At 40.2% G+C, this 15,075-nt stretch carries 12 protein-coding genes; 7 read left to right on the top strand and 5 right to left on the bottom strand.

Features of this window, described 5'->3' with window-relative positions:
* Nucleotides 1-39 precede the first annotated feature (39 nt).
* Nucleotides 40-1,224 carry a VWA domain-containing protein gene (locus IL356_RS00890; RefSeq protein WP_121847665.1) on the bottom strand — a complete coding sequence of 395 codons (1,185 nt, stop codon included), beginning with the start codon at nucleotides 1,222-1,224 and terminating at the stop codon, nucleotides 40-42.
* Between the two features lie 287 nt (nucleotides 1,225-1,511).
* On the opposite strand from IL356_RS00890, the gene IL356_RS00885 reads away from it, so the two are divergent.
* From IL356_RS00885 to IL356_RS00855, 7 genes are all read left to right on the top strand, one after another.
* Entirely contained in the window at nucleotides 1,512-3,413 is a 1,902-nt protein-coding gene (locus IL356_RS00885) for a tetratricopeptide repeat-containing sensor histidine kinase (RefSeq protein WP_225621363.1), read from the top strand.
* A 3-nt stretch (nucleotides 3,414-3,416) separates the two neighbouring features.
* A complete protein-coding gene (locus IL356_RS00880) occupies nucleotides 3,417-4,145 on the top strand; it encodes a LytR/AlgR family response regulator transcription factor (protein ID WP_121847666.1) in 729 nt (242 codons plus the stop codon).
* Nucleotides 4,146-4,162: 17 nt separating this feature from the next.
* Nucleotides 4,163-4,672: a gamma carbonic anhydrase family protein gene (locus IL356_RS00875; protein ID WP_121847667.1), complete on the top strand. Its 510-nt coding sequence runs from the start codon at nucleotides 4,163-4,165 to the stop codon at nucleotides 4,670-4,672.
* A gap of 106 nt (nucleotides 4,673-4,778) precedes the next feature.
* Nucleotides 4,779-5,666 (top strand): ACP S-malonyltransferase, encoded by an 888-nt coding sequence (fabD, locus tag IL356_RS00870; RefSeq protein ID WP_121847668.1) that lies wholly within the window; start codon nucleotides 4,779-4,781, stop codon nucleotides 5,664-5,666.
* A gap of 158 nt (nucleotides 5,667-5,824) precedes the next feature.
* On the top strand, nucleotides 5,825-9,511 hold the full coding sequence (locus tag IL356_RS00865) for an Ig-like domain-containing protein (protein ID WP_121847669.1): 3,687 nt from the start codon (nucleotides 5,825-5,827) through the stop codon (nucleotides 9,509-9,511).
* Nucleotides 9,511-10,503, top strand: a complete 993-nt coding sequence (locus IL356_RS00860; protein ID WP_317125492.1) for a PorP/SprF family type IX secretion system membrane protein — start codon at nucleotides 9,511-9,513, stop codon at nucleotides 10,501-10,503. Before IL356_RS00865 ends, IL356_RS00860 begins: the two co-directional genes overlap by 1 nt.
* Before the next feature lie 6 nt (nucleotides 10,504-10,509).
* A complete protein-coding gene (locus IL356_RS00855; RefSeq protein WP_225621362.1) occupies nucleotides 10,510-12,447 on the top strand; it encodes an OmpA family protein in 1,938 nt (645 codons plus the stop codon).
* Nucleotide 12,448: 1 nt separating this feature from the next.
* On the opposite strand, the gene IL356_RS00850 is transcribed toward IL356_RS00855, so the two are convergent.
* From IL356_RS00850 to IL356_RS00835, 4 genes are all read right to left on the bottom strand, one after another.
* Nucleotides 12,449-12,640, bottom strand: a complete 192-nt coding sequence (locus tag IL356_RS00850) for a hypothetical protein (RefSeq protein WP_121847671.1) — start codon at nucleotides 12,638-12,640, stop codon at nucleotides 12,449-12,451.
* 96 nt (nucleotides 12,641-12,736) lie between these two features.
* On the bottom strand, nucleotides 12,737-13,990 hold the full coding sequence (locus IL356_RS00845; RefSeq protein ID WP_121847672.1) for an NRAMP family divalent metal transporter: 1,254 nt from the start codon (nucleotides 13,988-13,990) through the stop codon (nucleotides 12,737-12,739).
* A gap of 51 nt (nucleotides 13,991-14,041) precedes the next feature.
* Nucleotides 14,042-14,677 carry a SanA/YdcF family protein gene (locus tag IL356_RS00840; protein WP_121847673.1) on the bottom strand — a complete coding sequence of 212 codons (636 nt, stop codon included), beginning with the start codon at nucleotides 14,675-14,677 and terminating at the stop codon, nucleotides 14,042-14,044.
* A gap of 55 nt (nucleotides 14,678-14,732) precedes the next feature.
* Entirely contained in the window at nucleotides 14,733-15,038 is a 306-nt protein-coding gene (locus tag IL356_RS00835) for a hypothetical protein (RefSeq protein WP_121847674.1), read from the bottom strand.
* Nucleotides 15,039-15,075: the final 37 nt, after the last annotated feature.

Here is a 15,075-nt window from a genome sequence, read left to right as displayed (position 1 = left end):
CCCGAAAACTGTTTTCGAGACGCTTGTGTTTTTATCCGTTTACTCCCATTTATAATTTTTCTTTGCCGCCTGTTTTACTATGGCACTAAATAGAGCATTTTCTAGTTCACCTGTTTCTTCATGAGTTTTTTCGGCAATGTAGGCTTCCCTTTTTTGGTTAAGTGCATTAATTTCTTTTTGTATTTCGACTCGCTCCATTCTTTTTTGGTCAAGATAAGTCTCGATTTCTTTATTGGATTTTGCTTTAAGCTCATTAGGTAAATGCTCTTTTTCAACGCTTTCGATATCAAAATCTGCTTCGTTGGACGCATCTACTAGATCCCAAGATTTATTGTTGTAAAGACGTGAACTTTTACTCACGGCTCTTTTGACAACTACTACTTCTTCTAACAACTCGGCATTCATGTCTTGTGTATGTTGTTTTTCCTTTTTTGACCTGCCTAAGTTACCATAGCCAATATAGGTGGTGTTTAGCTTAGTATTCAACTGAATAATGAGGTCGTCGTAGGGCGTTGATATATGTACCATTTTTTCGTTATGGTCTATGGCCATATAATCGCCCCCTGAAAGAATGGCACCTTCTTTCCATTTGGTTTGAATGCCTTGTTGGTAATCTCCACAAAAAATGGTGTTTACAATGACTTCTTTTTCCTTGGCGTTGGTGGTGGCGTCTTTATAATTGAGCTTGCCTTGGTCAAAAGGTTCGTTACCCGCAATAAAAATCATTTTTAGGTTATCCGGATTCTTGCCCCAATCCAACTGCTTGAGCGATTGCTGAATAACGGCACCACAGTATTCTTCCCCGCCATTCGTCGTAAGGGAAAACAATTTTTCCGAGATTTCGTCTAGGTCGCTGGTAAAGTTCAATACCTGCTGTACATACCCCTCGCGGTAAGAGAGCTCATCGTTTCCATATTGATATAGGGCAATTTGAAGCTCAGGTCGGGTGTCGTTGCCGCACTTGGCATGGGTGAATTTATTCACAACATCCCATAATTGTGCCTTGGCCTGGTTAATAAGCCCATCCATGCTATTACTGGTGTCCAACAGCAAAGCTATTTTTACGGTATTGTTTTTAGGTTCGGTCGACTTACTTGGTTCTTCTACTTTTTGCAGTAGTGCCAAGTCGTTGCTTTTTGTCTTTTTATTTGAAGTATCGCACCCATAGGCTGTTAAAGCAAAGGTGCTTAATGTGACCGTAATGATTAAATGTTTTGTTTTCATAATTTTTCGTTTTATTCCTTTAAATAACAGTCGAAATCGTAACCGGTAAGAATGATTTTGTAGGCTATTGATTTTTGATTAAAAGTAGATTGGTAATTCTTCGAAAAAAACCAGGAATGAGTGAAAGTGCCCTTTGAGTGAGTAATGCTTGCTGGTTAATTCGTTAACCCATCAAAAGTGTTGTTGTAAAGCTTCTCAGAGGTCTGCCATCATTTTTTTGAGTCGTTTATTAGCATTAAGTTTACTTGAATATTCCTCAAATGATAAGGGTTTCTTACATATGGATAATGCTGCTATTTACAGGGGCCTTGGCTTACGGGCAAACTCGTGGCGAACGGTTATCTCGGCACCAATCGTACTTAGATTCAGCTAGTTTTTATAAGGCTACCGATATTGAGAAGAGTATTGATTTTATAGCTCATTCCATTTCAGAACTTGGCGATAGCGGTAACAAAAGAGAATTGGCCCTTTCCTTATCTTTTTTAGGGGAAATATATCAATACTACCAGCAATATGATTTGGCAATCACCAATTACCGGGAATCTTTAGAAACTAACAAAACTTCAAAAACAACACTGCTTTTAGGGGAAGCATTGGTTCTAAATGGTGAGTATAATGAGGCGGAGACAATTTTACGGCCTTTACTAAAAATAAATGGCCTCATTCCCTATCAAAAGACTACACTCTACGAGCACCTGGGCGATGCATACAGAGGGCTGGGTGATATCGAAAAGTCAGTGGCTTTTTATCAAGAGGGTATCAAGATTGCCAATCAGAATCAAATAACTCCGAAACTGGCAGATTTAAATTCCAAGATTGCCGATGCTTACGCAGAAGATGATAAGTTGATCGAGGCCGATGCCTTTTATGATAGCTCTTTAGAATTATCAAAACAGTTGCCCCCAGAACGGGCAGTTCAGGAAAAGGATAAGGTGGCAGATTTTTACAATCAAAAAAATGAGTACGGGGCAGAAATTCAACTTAGAAAAGAAAGCTTGGGAGAGTTGAACAGTTTGCCGCGAAAGAAGGCTGCTAGGTTAGTCGGCCTGACCAATGCCGATTCTATAACCTCACAGCGTATCAATTATAAAATCGCCAACGCCTACATTGCACAAGACAAATACGACGAAGCCATTCCATATTTACAGGAGAGTATCGAACAGGCAGCTGTTGACGATGACATAGTGGTGAGAAAGGATGCGACCAGAAAGCTTTCGGAAGTGTTCGAATACAAGGGAGAGTATACCAAGGCCTTTGAAACGTATAGAAACTATGTAGCATTGGTCGATACCCTTTACTCTCGCAAAGAGCAAGAAATTTCCAGGGCCGCCCGCTTTAATCGTGAGATAGCGGCAAAGCAAAGCAGAATTACAGGGCTTGAGCAAGAGCGTGAGCTTTCTCAAAGTAAGTTTGATTTGGCGAAGACTGAAAAGCAATTGGTAGAGGAGACCAATAAGCGCCAGAAATGGGTTATTTATTCGCTTTTATTGGGGATATTGCTTTTAGGGCTGGCTACCTTCTTTTTCTATAGAAGCAATCAACAGCAGAAACTGGCGAACCATCTATTGGCCCTCAAATCTCTTAGGTCACAAATGAACCCACATTTTATTTTCAACGCCCTTAATTCGGTGAACAATTATATAGCCAAGAGTGATGAGCGTAGTGCCAATAGGTATCTGAGTGAATTTTCAACTTTGATGCGGTCTGTTCTTGAAAATTCTGAGGAAGATTTTATACCCCTATCCAAAGAGTTAGAGCTGCTTCAGCTATATGTGAAATTAGAGCACTCACGATTTCCTGAAAAATTCGATTATGAAATCAAAATAGATGGATCGGCCGATATCGAATCGTTTCAAATACCACCTATGTTATTACAGCCTTATATTGAAAATGCTATTTGGCACGGACTTCGTTATAAAAAGGAAAAAGGCCAATTGAATATAGCGTTGGAAAAGGTCGGCTCAGATAAGATCTTGGTGACCATTAGTGATAATGGAATTGGCCGCCAAAAATCGGCGGAGTTGAAGACCCTAAATCAGAGAAAGCAAAAATCAAAAGGAATGGGTAATATCAAGAAACGCATCGCCATATTAAACGATATGTATAAAAATAAGTTGGACGTAAAGATTTCTGACCTGAATGCAGATGGCTCGGGAACTTGTGTTGTCTTTACCCTAAGAAAAAGTTAGCCGATGAATCTGAAAGCCGTTATCATTGAAGATGAATTGAACAGTAGGGAAATCTTACGAAATTACCTTGCCAAGTATTGCCCAGAGGTGACAGTGCTGGGCGAAGCTGATTCCATTCAAAAGGGCTTAAAACTATTGACTGACCACAATCCAGATTTGTTGTTTTTAGATGTAGAAATGCCGTATGGCAATGCTTTTGACCTGTTAGATCAACTTCCCGACAGAAACTTTGAAACTGTATTTGTTACAGCCTATGATCATTATGCTATTGATGCCATTAACCATCATGCCGCCTATTATTTAATGAAACCCATCAATATCGATGAGCTCATAAAAGCGGTAGAATATGTTCAAGAAGTTAGGCAAAAAGAAAAGGTGTTAGAAGATGGCGTTCTACAGCCAAAGGTATCGTCTCTAAATGGCAAGATTACCATTCCGCAACAAGACGGTTTTCAGGTTTTGAACGTGTGCGACATTTTATATTGTCAGGCTGATGATAATTATACCGAAATATACTTGTCCAGTTCCAAAATATTGGTGAGCAAAACTTTAAAGTATTTTGAAGATATTTTACAGACATACTCCTTTGCTAGAATACACAAGTCTTATTTGGTAAATGTCAATGAAATAGTCAAGTACAGAAAGGGAAAAGGTGGCAGTGTAGTCATTTCAAACGGAAAAGAGCTACTGGTCTCGGCCTCCAAGAAGAAAGATTTGTTGGCCTATTTTTAAACTAAAAAAAATTAAGAATGATAAAATCGGTAAGAGGTAAAGAACCTAAGATAGGCGAAGATTGTTTTGTTGCCGAAAATGCCGTAATAGTAGGCGAGGTAGAAATGGGCAATCAATGTAGCGTATGGTTCAATTCCGTCATACGTGGCGATGTGCATTTTATTAAAATGGGCGATAAAGTAAATGTACAGGACGGGGCCGTAATACACTGTACCTATCAAAAATCACCTACGGTAATTGGTAACAATGTTTCAATAGGTCATAATGCTATAGTACATGGCTGCACCATACAAGACAATGTACTTATTGGTATGGGTAGTATTGTTATGGATGATTGTGTTGTAGAAAGTAACAGCATTATAGCGGCTGGCGCCGTAGTTACCAAAGGCACCCATGTGCCATCGGGAAGTATTTTTGCTGGTATGCCTGCCAAAAAGATCAAAGATATTAGCCCAGAGCTTAGTTCTGGCGAGATAGACCGGATAGCCAATAACTATGTAACCTATTCAGGTTGGTTCAAAGAATAGATTGTCTATCGGCTCTTAAAACTTTTTCAAAAGGTATTACTTTGTGATAGCGCCATGCTACTGCTAACTATTTTCCTATTTTTGTGCCCACTTAAAGACGAACACAATGAATGCATATATCTTTCCTGGGCAAGGGGCCCAATTTGTAGGTATGGGTTTAGAGCTCTACGAAAAATACCCTATCGCACAAGAACTTTTTGAAAAGGCTAATGAAATATTGGGCTTCTCTATCACCGATATAATGTTTGAAGGTTCTGCCGAAGATTTAAAAGAGACCAAAGTTACCCAACCCGCCATTTTTCTTCACTCGGTCATTTTGAGTAAAGTTTTGGGCGATAATTTTAAGCCTGATATGGTGGCCGGGCATTCTTTGGGTGAATTTTCCGCTTTGGTGGCCAATGGTACATTAAATTTTGAAGACGGACTAAAATTAGTTTCCCAAAGAGCCTTAGCGATGCAGAAGGCCTGCGAATTGAAACCGAGCACAATGGCCGCGGTTCTGGGGTTAGATGATGAGGTGGTAGAAAGGTTGTGTGAAGAAACTTCTGGTATCGTAGTGGCGGCAAATTATAATTGTCCAGGTCAATTAGTGATTTCGGGTGAGGTAGAGGCTATTGAATCGGCTTGTGAAAAAATGAAGGAGGCCGGCGCTAGAAGAGCCTTGGTATTGCCTGTTGGGGGTGCTTTTCATTCACCTTTAATGGAACCTGCAAGAGAAGAATTGGCATCGGCAATCGAGAATACTAAATTTAGTGAACCTAAATGCCCAGTTTATCAAAATGTAACCACCGTCGCAGTAAATGATGCGGCCGAAATCAAGAAAAACCTAATTTCACAATTGACTGCACCTGTCAAATGGACGCAAAGCGTTGAAAACATGGTGAAAGATGGAGCCACTCAATTTATTGAAGTAGGCCCTGGGAAGGTGTTGCAAGGTCTAGTAAGAAAGATAGCCAAAGACGTAGAAAGCCGTTCCGCCGAAATCGCAGAGTAGGGTTTTTTACGTATAAATTGTATTTAATCTATACAAACCCTTATTTAACCCCAGATTTACGGCCCTATTTTATTTTTTTAGTATTATTGAGGCCCATTTTACGAGAACCTACTTAAAGTGCTGTGTATTGAATTTCAATTGAATTCAAAGGACAGTTTATGAAAATGAAAAAGAAAAGAACTCGCTTTGCCGCTGCCATTACTGGTCTTGGTAAGGCATTTTTATTATTGCTTCTGTTTTGTTACGGACAAACGGCTTTTGGGCAAACAGTTTCTATTACCTCTTCAGATTTAGATGCCGCTGAAAGTGATGGTATTGCTAATCCTGCAAGTTTTCTTATATCAAGAAGTGAGGCCAATATATTTCCTACTACTGTAAACTATAGCCTAACAGGTACTTCAGATGATGGAAGCGATTACACAGGCCCGACAGGTTCTGTTACTCTAAACAATGGCAATGGCGGTCAAGCTTTAGTGACAGTCGATATTGTAGACGATAACTTGGTAGAGGGGCCGGAAACCTTAATAGTAACGCTTACTTCTGCTGTTTTCGGAACTATTGATACCAATGCAAATACGATTACCATCAACATTGCTGACAATGACACTGGTAACTTCACTTTAGAAATGTTAGATGGTGACGCCTCTGAAACCGAAGCGGCAGAGGTTGCCAACCCTGGGCAGTATGTTTTGCGCCTCGATAAAGCTAATGGTACAGGCGCACCTATTACTATACCATATAATTTCAACAACGGTACTGCGACGAGAGGTACCGATTTTGAAGTGAGAAATGATCCAAATATTGCCCAGAACCAAATATCTTTTCCTGCAGGGGTGAATCAGGTCAATATCTTTATAGATGTTCTTGATGATACCACACCGGAAACAGAGGAAACTGTTATCTTAAATTTAGGCCAACCAAGTAATACGGCACTTTTTTCGTTTACACAAGTGCCCGCGGCTGATAGAACTGTTACGATTACTGATAACGATTGTATTGCAGGCGATGTAGCCCCGACAATCAACAACAATCCGAAGGAATTTTGCAGCCCCCCAAACAATTCGGTCAATCTTAATACATTTATTCAGGGTAATGCACCTGCCGGTTCCTCTGTTCGTTGGAGTCTGCAGGCCAACCCCTCGACCGCAGGACAATTATTGCCTGCTAACCCCGCTGCTACCGAAAGTGGTACGTATTATGCTGTTTTTTGGGCCAATGACAATTCCTGTGCTAGTCCATCCTCAGCGGTTGAAGTAACTTTTACCGAGCAGCCTTCAGCTGGTACTGTAACCAATGCTACAGCATGTAACAATCCTACCAATGAATTTGGTCCTGTGCGAATCGATTTGGATGACCTTATCGAAGACGAAGATGCAGGAAGCTGGTCGCAGACAGGAGGCCCAGACATTACTATTCCGAATAATAATAATTTAGATTTTAGGGGACAGCCCTCAGGAAATTATGAGTTTACATATACTACCAATACAGTAGGGCCTTGTGGCCCGAATACTTCCGTAGTAACGATTTCGGTTGATGATTGTGATCCTTGTGTTGCCGGCGATGATGCACCTACGCTTAACAATACGGTTCCTACTACTTTTTGTGATGAAATCGATGATGACATTACATTAAATGATTATGCTCCAAACAACGGTCCGAACGGAACCTTTCTGAGATGGGCGAGCGATGCGGCCGACCCAACCGGAAGTTTTGTGCCTCAAAACAGAATAACCAATCCATTGCCAGGAACATACTACGGGTTTTATTATGATGCTACTAACGATTGTACAAGCCCGTTGCTAACTATCAATTTGGCAGTTACCGCCTCTCCTCAATTACAAAGTAGCGCCGGTGCTGAGAGATGTGGCCCAGGTACGTTGACCTTGACGGCTACTGCCAGTGCAAATGCGACAATTCTCTGGTACACACAACCAACTGGAGGTACTTCTGTTGGTAGTGGAGCAAATTTCACGACTCCTAACTTAAACCAGTCTATTACTTATTATGTAGAAGCCTCTTCTAATAATTGCGCCACAGAAAGAGTAGCAGTAGAAGCCGTAGTTTCTGCGCCAGTGTTCACCGGAAGTCCTCAAAACGCTTCTTCTTGTAATGTCACTCAATATGGCAATACAATTTTAGATTTAGATGATTTGTTTACTCAGATACCAAGTGATGGGGAATGGGCTTTTGTTGATGGCCCGTCAGCGGCTACACCTAATGCAAGTAATATTCTTGATTTTCAAGGTTTCCCTAATGGTAACTATATATTTTCATATACGACTACAGGCGCCGAGGCTCCTTGCGAAAATCAGACCGCTCAAGTTATTATCTCAGTGAGTAGTTGTGATACCGATGATGATAATGACGGTCTTTTGGGGGGGATTGAAGCTTCTTTGGGAACAGACCCTAATAATCCCGATACGGATGGTGACGGAATTTTAGATGGGGAAGAAGTAGGTGACGACCCCAATAACCCGATTGATACCGATGGAGATGGTATTATTGATGCCCTCGATTCAAATATCCTTGACACTGATAATGACGGAACTTTAGACCATTTAGACCCCGGAAACAACAACCCTTGTGTGCCCGATAATTCAGTAGGTCTTTGTGATACCGATGAAGATGGTATTTCTGATGGTGATGAAGAAGTTGCTGGCAGTGATCCTTTCGATGCCTGTAGCCCTAATATCAATCATGAGAATTGTGATCCTACGCCCATTGATTTAGAGATTGTCAAAACGTTGGATAAGCCCGATGCGGTGGTCGGTGATGAGGTTATGTTCACCGTCTCGGTTAACAACTTGTCAGCACGAACAGCACGGAACGTTATAGTAGGCGATTTGCTCGAGACCGGTTTTGCGTACAAAAACCATAATACCTCCATAGGCACTTATAACCAGCTTGATGGTATGTGGACGATTTTTGAAATACCTGCTAGTGGTACTGCTACCTTGACGGTTACGGTAGATGTAATCGAGGGCGGACCATATACCAATGTTGCAGAACTGTTGCAGTCATTTCCTGATGACGATAATGAAGCCAACAACGTAGCCGAGGTTTCCTTGAACGTAGATTTGCCAGAAGGCATTGATTTGGTAATGGAGAAGTTGGCAAGAATAGTAGATTCTAATGACACTTTGAACATTTCTAATAATCGTAATCTTTCAGAAGTAAACCCTTTAGTGGGGCAAGAGGTGATTTTCACCCTTCGCGTCACCAATAAGTCGAGGGAAAACGCGGTTTCTAATATTCAGGTTCTTGATACTATTTCCGAAGGGTTTCAATATATCTCCCACGAAGCGCTTTTAGGAACATTTAATTTACAGACTGGCCTTTGGGTAATTCCTGAACTTTTAAGAAATGAGGTAGCCGAATTGCAAATTAGGGTGGCCGTTCCTACGGTTGGAACATTTACTAATAGAGCTGAGATAGTGAGGTCTTCACCTTTAGATAGTGAAGGTAAATATGATAACAACGTTGATGAGGTGACCGTGAATGTTTCGGAACGCACCCAAGCCGATTTTGGAATTATTTTTAATCAATTTTCCCCAAATAACGACGGTGTCAATGATGATTTAAAAATTAATCGCACCTTGGTGAATGAAAATGGTACGCAGAGAGAGATCGATATTCTTTACGACATTAAAATTTTTAATAGATACGGTAGTGTGGTCTTCGAAGGGGCCGATATGAGCGGTGATATTATTTGGGATGGCAGTCGCGAAGGAAAAGAGGTTCCTGACGGCACCTATTTTTATGTCTTGAATGTTGCCTTGCAGGAAGAGGTTGAAGGGGTTGAAACTAACACCACTAAAAAAGGCTGGATCCAGCTAATAAGATAATGCTGATAATGGTATATAGAAAATTCAAGTTGGCTTATACACCTGTAATTGTATTCTTTGGTTTATTGTTTTGCACCTTAGGCCTACAGGCACAAAAAGAACCCCATTACACCCAGTATATGTACAATATAGGCAGCTTTAACCCAGCCTATGTCGGTACCGTTCAAGATCCTGAAATTGCTGGTTTGTACAGAGCCCAATGGGTTGATGTTCCGGGGTCTCCAAGAACTATTCGTTTGGGCACCAATATACCCTTGGCCAATGAAAAAATGGGGGTTGGGCTCAATATCATTAATGATGAAATGGGGCCTTCTACACAAACGTATGTTGAGTTGGCATATTCATACCAATTCAATGTTTCAGAAAAGGCAAAGCTTTCTTTTGGTATGGATGTTGGGGGATCGTTTTTGAATGTTGATTTTTCGAAAGGTACTTTTGAAAACCCGGGGGAACCTATTTTGGACAGGGAAACTATTAAAAAATTCTACCCAACGGTAGGGGCAGGTCTTTTTCTATATGAAGATGAGATTTGGTATTTAGGGGTTTCTATTCCTAATTTTCTTACCGATGGTATTTATAACGATGATGTAGCGACCATCATAGAAGATAAAATTCAGTTCAATTTTATTGGGGGTTACGTTTTCGATTTATCGGAAACCCTCAAGTTTAAACCGGCTTTCTTGTTGAACTATATCAATGGGGCGCCGTTGAATACGAATCTGTCTACCAACTTTTTGTTCAATGATAGATTTACGCTTGGGGCATCTTATCGTTTCGGTAATTCGGTGAGTGCATTGGCAGGGTTTCAAATTACCAGCGGCACTTATATTGGTTATGCCTATGATTACAATACCCAGCCTCTAGGAGAATTTAGTAGTGGTTCTCACGAAGTGATACTGAAGTTCTATCTAGGAAAGAGTGATGGTACCAATACCAACGATAAAAACCTGAAAGGAAAACCGAAGCAAATAGATACGCCAAGATTTTTCTAATCGATTATGATGAAACTTAAACTTTTCATATCCATTTTTGTACTTGGGGTTACTACTGTTTTGGCCCAAGAATTTACCTCGAAGGGGGATCGCTACTTTTATAGCTATGCCTATGAAGATGCCATTAGGGAATATCATAAGCAAATGGCAGATGGTAAAATCATGACCAATCACCAATTATTAAATCTGGCTGATTCCTATTTCAGAACAAGACAATATGATAAAGCTACGAAGCTCTATTTAGATGTGAACAAGAATGATTCTATCATGTCTGACCATCAATTTAACAAGATGCTTCAAAGTTTGGCCAAAACATCTGAAAAGGAACGCGTGAAGGCTTTTTTAAAGTCAAATGAAAAGTTGGCGGGCGAACTCTCTGAAAATGCAGATTTCAATTATCGTATGTTGGAAAGCAGTAGTGATCCCGCATCAGGTTTTTTTATTTTTAATATTGGCGCCAATACGGCACAGGCCGATTTTTCACCAAGTTTTTATAACGACAAACTGTTATTTAGCAGTAGTCGAAAATCAAAATCAAAGAAAGTTTATGGTCCGTCGGGTGAGTCTTACCTAGATATTTATGTGGCCGATAGAGATAATAGCGGTAACCTTAAAAATGTACAGGTTTTTGGTGGTATACCCGATTCACCGTACCATAAGTCGACCCCCTACTATTCGGCAAGAAATGGCAGTATCTATTACGTTCTTTCGAATACCGAAGGTAAGAACTTGGCCTTTGATGAAAAGGGCAAGAATGCCTTATCCATTGGTATGGCCTATGATAACGGCTTTTTTAGGTTTCTCCTAAAAGATTTGAGTACATCTTTTTACTATCCGTATTATGATGAAAAGGCTGAGCGTCTTTATTTTTCTGCCAATTTTGATGATAGTTATGGTGGTACCGATATTTATTATGTGGTAACTAATAACGGACAGGTTATGTCTCAACCCATTAATCTGGGCCCGAGAATCAATACCCCTGGTAACGAAATAGCACCATTTGTCTTTGATAACAGCTTGTATTTTTCTTCGGATGTTTTCTATGGAGTCGGTGGAATGGACATTTACAGAAGCAACATTCTTTCTGACCAAAGCTTTAGCATTCCTGTCAATTTAGGAACCGGAATCAATACCAAATATGACGAATTTGGTTTTATCATTAAAGAAGACCAAACTGATGGTTTTATCGGGTATTTTTCTTCAAACCGTTCAGGAGGTAAAGGTGACGATGACATATATGGCTTTAAGGTAAATGCCAAACCTGGGCTAAAAACATTGATTTTTAGGGGCAAAGTGATGCAGCCGCCCTACGATGAAGCGATTGCTGATGTAAATGTAACCATCAAGGGTGCCAACAATGAAGTGCTAAAACAGGTAACGACCGATAATTTTGGCAATTATCATATTGAGATACCGTATACTGATGTAGCGAGTATTCATATTGCCAAGAATAGTTTTGCTTCCTTTGAGGAGACTTATGACCCGAAGACTTTAGAAGAGATGCAAAAGGCTCCTCTACAGGTTCGGCTAGAGTCAATGAACGATGTTTTAAAGGACCGTGAGGGTAAAAAAGTACTCGATGTAAACGATTTCTATTTTGCCAGCGGAAAGAGCACTTTAACTCCCGATATTACTTTTGTTCTAGATGATGTTGTCAAAAAAGTGGCCATGTTTCCTGAAATGATTATTTCAATAGAGACACATACTGATAGTAGAGGTGGTAAATCATCCAACCAAAAAATATCTCAGGCTAGGTCGAATGCTATTAAAGACTATCTGCTGCAGAACGGTTTGTCAAACTCTAACATAAAAAGTGCCAAAGGCTTTGGGGAAGAGTATATATTAAACAACTGTAAAGATGGTGTTTATTGCCTCGATTTCTTACACAAGCAGAACTTGCGAACGCTTTTTGTAGTGGAAAACTATGCCGACCTAGTAAAGTAGGTTAATGGGCTATTCGACAGTCTTCGCAAGATTTTACTTTACCGTAATAAGTTTTTCGATAGATATGCAAGGTCTTTAGTGGAATACCTAAAAAGGCCTTTTTTACGTAGGTGACATTCGTGTAGAGCATGCCCATCTTCTCGGTAAATCTCTTTTCTGCGACTGTATTTCTTTTTATGTGGATGAACTTCATTAAGTTGTTTTACAAGTAATTCTACAAAGCTTACAAAAAGTACAGCCAATCGCAACCTGAGAATGTTAAGATTGTTTAACCTAGGATTACTTTACGTCAGAACACCATTATCCAGAAGTAGTAAAGTGAAAACAGCGATAAAAATATAATTCCGGCGTAGGTTAATGTTTGCAGCCAAATTCTAGGTTGTGCCCTCGCCGGTATTTCTTCGCTCATCACATTTTTAAGGTTCATGTAACCAATAATAGGTGCTACGACGAAAGACACAAATGTTGCCAAAGCTACCAATTGGCCCATATTGGCACTGAAAAAAGAAACGACCATATAGTTTATGAGGGCCAAGGTTAGAATGCCCATGGCAAAGAAGTATTTTTTTGATGGGAAAAGGCTTTTGGGAAAAAGCAGTTTCAATACATCAATGCTTACACGGGCGATAGCATCATGGGCCGTCATACAGGTACTGAACATAGTGGCAAAGGCAGATATGGCTATAAAAATGTAAGCCCACGAACCGATATGCACGGTGAAGAGTTGAACAACTTGATCAGCAAAGGTTACGGCATTACCACTTAATTCGGTTTGGGTGCCGTAAAGCGTTGCCCAACCAATGATCAAGAAGAAAACAGCAAGAATGGCAGTCATTAAATACCCCATGTTAAACTCCCGTAATGACTCGCTCAAAGTGGGTTTTTCCCCTTCGCCCTTCCATTTTTCAATACTCCATAAACTGACCCAACTTGATGCTTCAACGGTTGTGGGCATCCAACCCATAAGACTTATCAAGAATAAAATTCCCGCATCATTAAATAGGGGAGGAGGAGCAAAATTGCTTGTATCTGAAACGTTGCCTTTTATCAAAACCATGAAGGTTGTAACCAATAGGGCAATGAAAAGAATAGAAACAACGAATTTCAGCGAGGTTTCCATGAACTTATATCGACCAATTATCAAAACCAAACTGATAAATACAAATAGGCCCAGAGCTACCGTCGATATTGAGACATCGGAAACTTTAAAAAGATTGATGAAAAGGCCTGCTGTAACCGTATAGAGCGCTGCTAAGATGGTGAAAGTAGAAATTAGGGTTATGATGGCATAAAACCATAAATACCCTTTTCCACGGTTGAGGTACCCTTCGATTAGTGTTTTTTCGGTGACGTTGGTATACCGAACCCCGAATTCAAAAAAAGGGTATTTAAAAAGGTTGGCTAAAATGATAGGTATAATCATCACCCATCCATACTGCGCACCGGCCTTAGTAGATAGTACTAAATGAGAGGTTCCGATTGCCATACTGGCAAATAAAAGACCGGGACCAAGATTTCTTACTAGCGTTTTGAATGTGGACATGAAAGGTTGTTTCAATATCCTAAAATAAGGCATTTTCAACTATGATGAAGGTTATTTTATTTCAATACGGTCACCATAGAATTTGGGCTGCGTATTAAAAACAAGATCAACAAATACCTTTACACGTGCCAAATATTCCCGAAGTTGAACCTTAAGGCCTTCTTTACCGGCTACGGTTTCCGCATTGAAACCAATAGCTTTGAGACCTTTTTTCTCGGCCAAGTATATCGCCCTCTGGTTATGAAATTCTTGAGAGATAACGGTAACGCTGTCGAGGCCGAAAATTTCTTTTGCCCTGACCATAGAATCTAAAGTGCGGAAACCGGCAAAATCAAGAAAAATTTTATCGGCAGGTATACCTCCTTTGATCAGATCCTTTTTAATGGTATTGGGTTCGTTATAATAGCGAGTGCCATTATCACCGCTTACAAGTACAAAATCGATTTTATCCGCTTTGTACAATTCTACGGTGGCCGTAATTCTATGGGTGTAATAAGGGTTCGGTAGCCCCCCAATTAATTTCTTCGAGGTGCCCAGAACCAAGCCTACGCGGTTCTTGTAGATTTCGTTCGGCTCGGAAAATGTCTTGCCGCTAGCAGCATTTGTAATGATGGTATTGCACAAAAAGATAAGTAACAAGAGGGCAGCAACAAATAGCCCAATAATCTTAAAGTGCTTGCGTTTCATTTGGTTTGGTATAGGTCGTATAAAGATAAGGAAAAAGGTTTCCTTTAGACCGAATTTATGAAATGAGGCTTGAGAGCTCCTGTTCTAAACTATTGATTTTAGTGTCAATTTTCTGGTAATTAAAAGACACGTTGTTAGCTTCATTGAAATTCAGCATCTGATTCACTTGATATAAAGTAGCGCTTAGTTCAATGTTGAAATCACGGGCCATATCATATTTTCGACAGCCAGAAAGCTTATAGTATTTTCTTTCAAATTTCGCCTTGAGCTTATAAAGTTTAGACGCCATGTTTTTTAACGTACTGTCTTGATAATGAAACGGGTTGGCCTTGTTGCCAAAATCTGATCTTGTAGAAGCCATGCTCTTAAATTTTAGATTGTTGCGGCGGGGAGCCTAA

The sequence above is a fragment of the Euzebyella marina genome, assembly GCF_014855515.1.
In the GTDB taxonomy this organism is placed as follows: domain Bacteria; phylum Bacteroidota; class Bacteroidia; order Flavobacteriales; family Flavobacteriaceae; genus Euzebyella; species Euzebyella marina.
Note: the sequence above shows the minus strand (reverse complement) of the source record. Positions and strands in the feature narration are given on the sequence as shown.